We start from the raw sequence: 7,916 nt of genomic DNA, 5'->3' as shown, positions 1-7,916 counted from the left end.
TGATTCCAGGGCAATGGCAAAACTTGACGGGCTTCACCAACACGATTCAGGCAGTCACAGGCGAAACCGATGAAGCAATGATTCAAGCGATCGGAGAGCGAGCCGTCTATCTTTATAACGATGAGTCTCAAGGCTATCAGCGCGCAATGTGGCTCTATCAAACCGTCGATAATGCTGCTGGCGCTTTAGGTGCCGCCGCGATGGCAAACAAAATTGGTCAAGACATTTCGTTTTTAGGATTTTTGGGCAATCTCACCCCCAAACCTGAAAAAGTGCAAAGTCTCGACCTGTGCATCAAGCTCGTAGTCGAACTGGTCGCATTTTGCCAAATTAACGGCATTCCGGGAGATAGCATCGGCGACTTCTTGGGTGCGTTGGGCGACTATAGCGGCGAATCTCTGATGCGGATGGCGGCACTGGTCTGTTTTGATGGCATCATTCCGCTAGGGGCCGACTTTATCAATATGGGGCTATCTACGATTCAGCAGACAACCCCCGATGAGCTTCAACACAACCCAAGCTTTAAGAGCGTTAGCAGCTTGATTCCAGGTGGCAACCCTGCTGGTCAGCTTGGTTTTATCACCCAAAGTTTCGATTCGGTCAAAGGCTGGATGGGCGATTTTGTGAGTTCTCGGAACTTGACTCAAGAAAGTCTATTGAGCCACGTCAAACAATATGTCGATATTTCTGCTGACAAACTCGATTATGTGGGCGCATTTCTCGACGTAGCCGTCAAATACTACACCCACACCGGAACGCAAACGCTGGCTCGTCGTTTAGTCGAGCGGGCAGTGGCAGAAATTTGATCCCAGCGTGCAACCAAATTGACCAAAAGACCGTCCGTTATGAGTAGTGCATCACTGAGTGCTGGCTCACGGACTGTCTTTTTCTGCAATCAGTGACTTTGAACTCACTTAGTTAGAGTGCTTACTGATAAGCTGGATTCAGACAATTGACTAATTGACGCATGTTCCTATACTTCAGCTTCGTATCGATGAGTTAGCGGAGTCCTTCGCAAGCCAGATATAGGGTTGGATTAGTTGCGACGCGCTTGGCGCAGCTTTATAGAATCGCTGTCTAAAAAAAGGTGAGAGGAGTTTACTGTGCAAGTTGTCAAGGAGTACGTGCGGCGCTGGTACGAAAGCGGCTTAGATCCCGATGAGTACATTTGCCACAAACGCCAGGGAAATTTTGTCGAGATCGAGGAGGCTGAAACGGGGAGACGACGCACCGTTCTCACCTTTTGCACCAACGATGTTTTGGGGCTGACCCAAGAAGAATCGGTCAAGCAAGCTGCCGTTGATGCCATCTGGCAATATGGAACGTCGAACAGTTCTACCTCGGTGCTCAGTGGTCGCATTGATTTGCATCGTCAGCTAGAAAATGAGATTTCAGCGTTCAAGCACCTGCCTCACACTCAGCTTTTTCTCAATGCGTGGATGGCGGTGCAAGCGTTGATGGATGCGTTTTGCCATTTGGCGATTCCCATTTCGGGGTTTCAAAATAACCGTGAGACGCTGATTTTGACGGATGTTTTGAATCATGGCTGCATCGTCACCGCTGTCGCAAATGCAGGAACTCGCTCTGGCAAAATGTTTGGGCACAGTCCTAGAGTGCGGGTGCGGGCCTATCGCCATTGTGACGTTGAAGATTTGGCGCGAAAGCTGAAGCGCTATGCTCAACCCACCGATCGTATCCTCGTCATTTCTGATGCAGTGTTCTCAATGGATGGCGACATCGCTCCCTTGCCGGAGATGATCGATGTGCTTGCTAACTATCCTGATTCAGTTTTGGTGATGGATGAGGCGCACGCCAGTGGCGCGATCGGGGCAACAGGTCGCGGCATTTATGAACATTTTGGACTCATGCCGCAAGACGCGATCGATCGAGGAATTACGCCTCTGATCATGACAACATTTTCTAAGTTTGCGGCATCAGCAGGCGCAGCAATCAGCACCCATGTGCCCGAACTCAAGCCATTATTAGACGTGTCACCGACCTCGATCGGAACAATTTCGTTACCGCCTCCTACCACAGCCGCCGCGCTGGAGAGCATCCGCATCGTCAGCAAAGAACCCGATCGAGTCAAGGCTCTTCAAGAAAACACGCGATATTTACGATCGTGTCTTGAGGCCCATGATTTTGCAGCGCTTGGAGAAACAAATGTCGTGCCAGTTTTGCTGCCTCCAGAACTCAACCCCAAAGTCTATGCGAGAGAATTGCTGGATTGCGGAATTTGGGTATCTCCAATTTGGTTTATCGCTAAACCGAGAATTCGCATCACAGTCAACGCTCTGCACACCAAAGAAGAGATGGATCGCTTGGTAACAAGCATGGTGAAGATGCGCGATTTGGTTTATAAACCCACGATTAGTGCCTGATTTTAGTGACTTTAAAGAGTTGAGAGCGATCATTCTTTTTAGGGAACGATCGCTTTTTTAACGTCAGTTCGATGAGTTCTTTCGCTGCGTTCTTCAGCCCCCTAAATCCCCCAGTTCTGGGGGACTTCAAGCCCAGAATTTAGGTTCAAAGTCCCCCAATTTTGGGGGATTTAGGGGGCAGCCCGGATTTGCAACCGCAGCGAAAAGCTTCATCGAATTCACGCTTTTTTATGCACCCACTATTGGAGTTGGAACTGGTATATTTTCCATAACAGTTATTAGTGATTGGCGGCAGCCTAAAAGAGGCTATCTAATGATGAATTCTCCTATTGGCACAAACTCGACTCCTTCTCAACCAAGACACCTAAACTTTCAGGTGATTGCTGTCACAAACTCAGCAGAACAGAAGATGTTTTTGGATGTTCCGACTACGGTGTATGCCCACGATCGTAACTGGGTGTCTCCGCTTCGCAGTGACATTGCTAAAAAGTTCGATCCCAGCAATCCCTTTTTTCAATATGGCAGACTTCAGCAGTTTGTTGCCATTCGAGACGCAAAACCCGTCGGTCGAATTGTGGCAGCAGTCAACGATCGTCTCGTCGATCGCGAAGGCAAAAAGATTGGCATTTTTGGATTTTTTGAGTGCATTGAAAACTTTGAGGTTGCTCAAGCTCTTTTAAACGCAGCATCTCAATGGTTAAGAGAGCAAGAAATGACCGAAGTCAGAGGTCCGATCGATCTCTCAACTCACAATAATTGCCTGTTTTTAGTAGACGGCTTTGACTCACCGCCAATGGTGATGATGCCCTACAATCCTTCGTACTATCCTAAGTTTTTAGAGCAAGACGGCTGGCACAAAGCCAAAGATGCCTATGCTTATGACTTTCCGCTCGATAAACCGCTCTCTCCAGAATTTGAGAAGGGCTACAAAATTGCCTGTAAATCTGGGGTTAACTTTCGCCCCCTGCAAACTAAAGGCGAAGGATTTGAGCAAGATGCGATCAGTCTCTATAATTTATTTACGAAAGCCTTTTCTGACAACTGGAGTTCTACCCCTCGCACTCAAGAAGAGTTTTTAGAAGAGGCGAAATCGCTGCAAAGTCTAGTCGATCCCGATGTGTTTCCGATCGCCGAATATAACGGTGAAATGATCGGCTTCTGGATGGGCTTGCCGGATTACAACATTCCACTCAAGCACGTTAACGGTAAACTTAACTGGCTTGGAGTTCTCAAGTTTCTTTGGCATCGTCGTCAAATTGATCAAGGGCGGGTGATTGCAATCTGTTCGCTTCCAGAGTTTCGCCGCAAAATGGTTCCTCTGGCACTAATTTACTTGGGCATGAGTGGAGGAATTCAAAAGGGCAAACCCTATAAAAGAGCAGAATTGTCTTGGGTTTATGAAGATAACTTTGCTTCACGTAAATTGATCGAAGCCTCTGGAGGCAAAGTCTATAAAACTTATCGAATGTATGAAAAGACGCTGGTTTAGAAGGTGAATTATGAAGGTACTCGTCACCGGGGCAAATGGCTTTACTGGTTCCCACTTAGTCAAAGCATTACAAAAACGAGGCGATTCCGTGGTGGGTCTGGTGCGAAAGTCCAGTAACTTGGATCGATTAGCGGATTGTCAGATCGATCTCGCCTATGGTGACATCACCGATCGAGCCGCTCTCGCACAAGCAATGCAAGGAGTTGATACCGTTTTTCACACCGCAGCCTATGTCGAACTCGGACTCGTCAACGCGATCGAGATGGAGCGAGTCAACGTCGAAGGAACTCGTGCAGTTTTAGAAGTGGCCCAATCGATCGGCGTTTCTAAAATGGTGTATTGCAGCACGATCGGTATTTTTGGCGACACGAGAGGAAAAGTCATTGGCGAAACCTTCGAGCGGACTCAAAAAGACTTTTCTTCTGCTTACGATCGCACAAAATATAACGCTCAACAACTTGTCGATCAAGCCTCCGCTAAAGGATTTCCAGTTGTAAGTGTGATGCCTTCTGGGATCTTTGGCGTAGACGATCCGCACTTTATGCCCGTCCTCAATACCTTTCTCAAAGGACGGTTAAAAGTTTGGGCAGGCGGACAAAGAATCACAGGAATTGTTCATGTGGACGATTTAGCAGAAGCGATGATGCTCGCTGCCGATCGAGGTCAACTCGGTGGATACTACATCCTCTCGTCTGGAGATTTATCGACTCGTGAAATGTTTGAGATTTTTAGTCAGGAAACGGGAATCTCTGTCCCGGCTGATGCGCCTGAGCCAGTGGTTCGCGTCGTTGGTAATATCTTGGATGTAATCGGTCGTATCTTCTCGTGGCAACCTCCGATCGACCGAGAACGAGTTCATTATCTTTACGATCGCTGTGTCCGAGTCGATGCCACAAAAGCGAGACGAGAACTAGGATGGAACCCACGATCGATCGAAGACACGCTAAAAGAATTAGTCAAACGGTAGTAAGTTTGTCAATGTCAAGATAATCAACTCAAATTAAACAAAAACCCTGCCAAACGACAGGGTTAAAAGGCTTACCAAATCAAAGCAGGTTTTCAGGAGGGTTCCTAGGGTTGCTTTGCATCAAGAGTTTAGAAGAATTAGATAGGGCATTGTTCCCAGAACGATCGCTGATTTGCAATAAAAAAGCCCTGCGATCGCAGGGCTCTTTAAAATCTATTCAGAAGAACTCGCGATTAGAAGGTGAAGGTTGTTCTCACCGTGCCAATCACAACGTCGTCGTTGTTGTCATTCTGACCAGGATTAATCACCCAAATCACACCAGGCGTAATCGAGATGTTGTCATTCAGTTGATACTTATAGAACCCTTCAATGTGAAGAGGAATGCTGTTGCTCACGCCCTGCGCTCTTTGAACCGCGGTCGGGTTCCCCAAGTAAGGCTCTGCCCCTGCCATGAATCCCAAAAGATTACCCTTCTTACCAAAGTCAGGGAAGGCAACACCCGCACCATAAGTCCAAATGGTACGAGAACCAGCGTTGTCACCCACAAAATCAGCGTTGATGTAAGAGCCAAAGGCATTCAACACAATTTGAGGGCTAAGTCTAAAAGCAACCTCGGCACCGTAAGCGTTGATCTCAGACGGGGTAACTGCGCCAAGTACGTTCCTTCCTTGGTTAGCAAACAAAGTGCCAGAACCGCCAGTGCCACCATTACCTGTGTCAAAGATCGCTGATCGTCTGTAAGCGTTGACGTAGGTTAAACCTAAGCTCAGGGCTTGACTAGGCTTGAAGGTGATCTGAGCTAGTGCAGAGTAACTGCCGTTGAACAAACCATTCCCATTAGAAGGGTTGTTTGCACTAGCAACCGTCGAGGGAACAGCATTACCGAGGGCATCACGACCATTTGAATTATCCGCCAAATAGCCAGCGCTGATGGTAAATGCTGGGGTCAGTTCAAAGTTGATGCCCGCGCCAGCACCACCACCAATCAAATAGATGGGGTTCCGTTGAGCAAAGACCGAAAGAGGACCTGTGCCACCATCAAACGCGTCCAGAGCAGGGCTGACCGTGGGTGCATAGTCATAGTGAAGACCTCCCACAGCGGGGACGTAAACTCTAACCTTTTCGCCAAGGTTGAAGAAGTAGGCAACCCAGTCAGCAAAGATTTGGTTACCACCCGTGTTGCCAAAGTTGAAAGTTTGAAGCCCTTCAGCATTCGTCCCACTTACTTGCCCCAGCCCTAGCCGATTCGGATTCTGTAGGTTGAATGTTCCTGCATTACCTGCTGCAAGACGAGTAACTAACAGGTCACTACCTGTAAAGCTGGTGTTCAAAGCCAGACGAACTCTGTCTTGAAAAACCGTGTTGTTGCCACCGCTGTTCCTAACGCCAAACTCATCGGTGATTGCGAAAATAGCTTCGCCCGCCAGTTTGGTAGTCGTAGAAAATTGCTGCTTCTCAAGCGTTGAAGTCCGAGCTTCTAGAGCGTCAACCCGACCACGCAAGGTTGCTAGTTCAGCCGCAAACTCTTCTTGAAGCCTTTGCAGGGTTGCCAGGTCTTCCTTCTTCACCAAGTCAGCCGTAGCAGCCGCGATTAGCTCGTTGACCCGATCGAGACAGGCATTCAAACCAGCCGCAAACTCAAAGCGGGTGAGAGCGCGATTTCCTCGGAAGGTCTTGTCGGGATAGCCCACAATGCAACCGTAGCGCTCGACTAAAGACTGCAATGCTTGAAATGCCCAGTCAGTTGGTCGAACGTCAGACAATTGAGAAACAGAGGTGACCTGTCCAACCGATGCGCCAGACTTTCCTTCACGGCTGTAACGATTGATTTGGTCGATCGAGTTGAGATCAGAACTCGGTGCTGAAGGCTGCGCTTCTGGAGCAGAAACCTGAGCAATTTGAATCGGAGCGACTTTAGAAAGCTTTAGCTCTGCGGTTGTTTCAGAAACCGCTTTAGCTTGAATTGCTTCAGGAGCGACAACTTCAGCAGCTTGAGTAGTTTTGACTTCAACAGACGGTGCGACAAGCGCCTCAATTTCTTGAGTTTTTGCTGCAATCGTTGTCACCGGAGATGACGAAACGACTACTGACTTTTCTGCGGCGATCGCCCCAGAAGAAAGCGCTAGAGCTGCCCCTAAAACTGCCGGGCTGACCACTAACGAATTCAACAGAAATTTAAACATGAATATTCTCCTCACACCTGTTTATAGAGCGACTGTTTGAGCCTTCTACCTGTCCAATCCAGATTTGTAAACTGCTGCAAAATCACAAAACCCACATGAGGCTATCACCTAAGCAGTTGAATTACGCCAAATTACAATTAGAAAGCGACTTTGAAAATAATAGCAGATGTTTGTCGAGAGAGTACTCAGTATTTTGATCAAACATCGATCGCAAAACGCTTTCTTTTGCAGTCTGCCCCTAGCATTCTCTAAAGGTTGACCTTCGATCGCCTCTACCGAAAGGAATACATGCTTCTATGAAACTACTGATTCACGGAAGCTTCAAGAAACATAAACTGAGCTTTGCCTAGACTCACGGCTGCCAAGATCGTCCCTTTAAAAAACTATCCGCTCCTGCCAAAAGAATCTTGGTAAAACCAAAACTCTAAGGGGCAGGAGCGGTGTAGCGGATCTTCAGATTGAAACTAGACTGCCGGAAGGGACTCCAAGCTAGTCAGCCGTTATGGATGAGCCATCTCTACCTGTGCGGAAGATCTAACTCTAGAGAACAGCCCCGGCGCGCAGCCAGTTCAACACAATCTGACGACCCAGGCGTATACTACTATCTTGCATGGGCATCACCTCCTATTGCCTAAACGGCTTTATTATCAAAGGTTTACAGCGTTAAAAGCAGATAATTTTCACTGCTTTAATCAAGATAACACAGACTTTTTCGAGCGTGTTGCAATCTCACAAAAAAGCTCCCACCTTGATAGTGGGAGCGATGGAAAATGTGCAATCTGAATCTTAGAGAGCGTTACCGCGAGGCAGAACCTCTTCAGGGAATACAAATTTTTCGTGAGGCTGGTCTTGAGAAGCCATCCAAGCGCGGATGCCTTCGTTCAACAAAATGTTCT

Annotated in this window: 5 protein-coding genes and 1 pseudogene; 4 read left to right on the top strand and 2 right to left on the bottom strand. The window is 47.8% G+C overall.

The features are described 5' to 3' along the window. The 4 genes from BRW63_RS13195 to BRW63_RS13180 form a co-directional block, all read left to right on the top strand. A partial coding sequence (locus tag BRW63_RS13195; RefSeq protein ID WP_073071826.1) for a hypothetical protein occupies nucleotides 1–806 on the top strand: 806 nt, incomplete at its 5' end. 297 nt (nucleotides 807–1,103) lie between these two features. After that, complete coding sequence (locus BRW63_RS13190; protein WP_073071824.1) at nucleotides 1,104–2,381, top strand: aminotransferase class I/II-fold pyridoxal phosphate-dependent enzyme; 1,278 nt, start codon at nucleotides 1,104–1,106, stop codon at nucleotides 2,379–2,381. A gap of 313 nt (nucleotides 2,382–2,694) precedes the next feature. After that, the gene (locus BRW63_RS13185; RefSeq protein ID WP_223257375.1) at nucleotides 2,695–3,870 is read left to right on the top strand and encodes a hypothetical protein; all 1,176 of its coding nucleotides are present in this window, start codon (nucleotides 2,695–2,697) and stop codon (nucleotides 3,868–3,870) included. Nucleotides 3,871–3,880: 10 nt separating this feature from the next. Then, nucleotides 3,881–4,837: an NAD-dependent epimerase/dehydratase family protein gene (locus tag BRW63_RS13180; protein ID WP_073071821.1), complete on the top strand. Its 957-nt coding sequence runs from the start codon at nucleotides 3,881–3,883 to the stop codon at nucleotides 4,835–4,837. 233 nt (nucleotides 4,838–5,070) lie between these two features. Here BRW63_RS13180 and BRW63_RS13175 read toward each other — a convergent pair whose 3' ends face one another. Both BRW63_RS13175 and BRW63_RS13170 read right to left on the bottom strand, forming a co-directional pair. Further along, the gene (locus BRW63_RS13175; protein ID WP_073071819.1) at nucleotides 5,071–7,020 is read right to left on the bottom strand and encodes an iron uptake porin; all 1,950 of its coding nucleotides are present in this window, start codon (nucleotides 7,018–7,020) and stop codon (nucleotides 5,071–5,073) included. A 786-nt stretch (nucleotides 7,021–7,806) separates the two neighbouring features. Further along, nucleotides 7,807–7,916: pseudogene (locus BRW63_RS13170) on the bottom strand (photosystem II D2 protein (photosystem q(a) protein)); the annotation flags it as partial.

This window comes from Phormidesmis priestleyi ULC007, assembly GCF_001895925.1.
Lineage (GTDB): Bacteria > Cyanobacteriota > Cyanobacteriia > Leptolyngbyales > Leptolyngbyaceae > Phormidesmis_A > Phormidesmis_A priestleyi_A.
The sequence above is the reverse complement of the archived record's forward strand: the minus strand, read 5'-3'. Positions and strand labels throughout refer to the sequence as shown.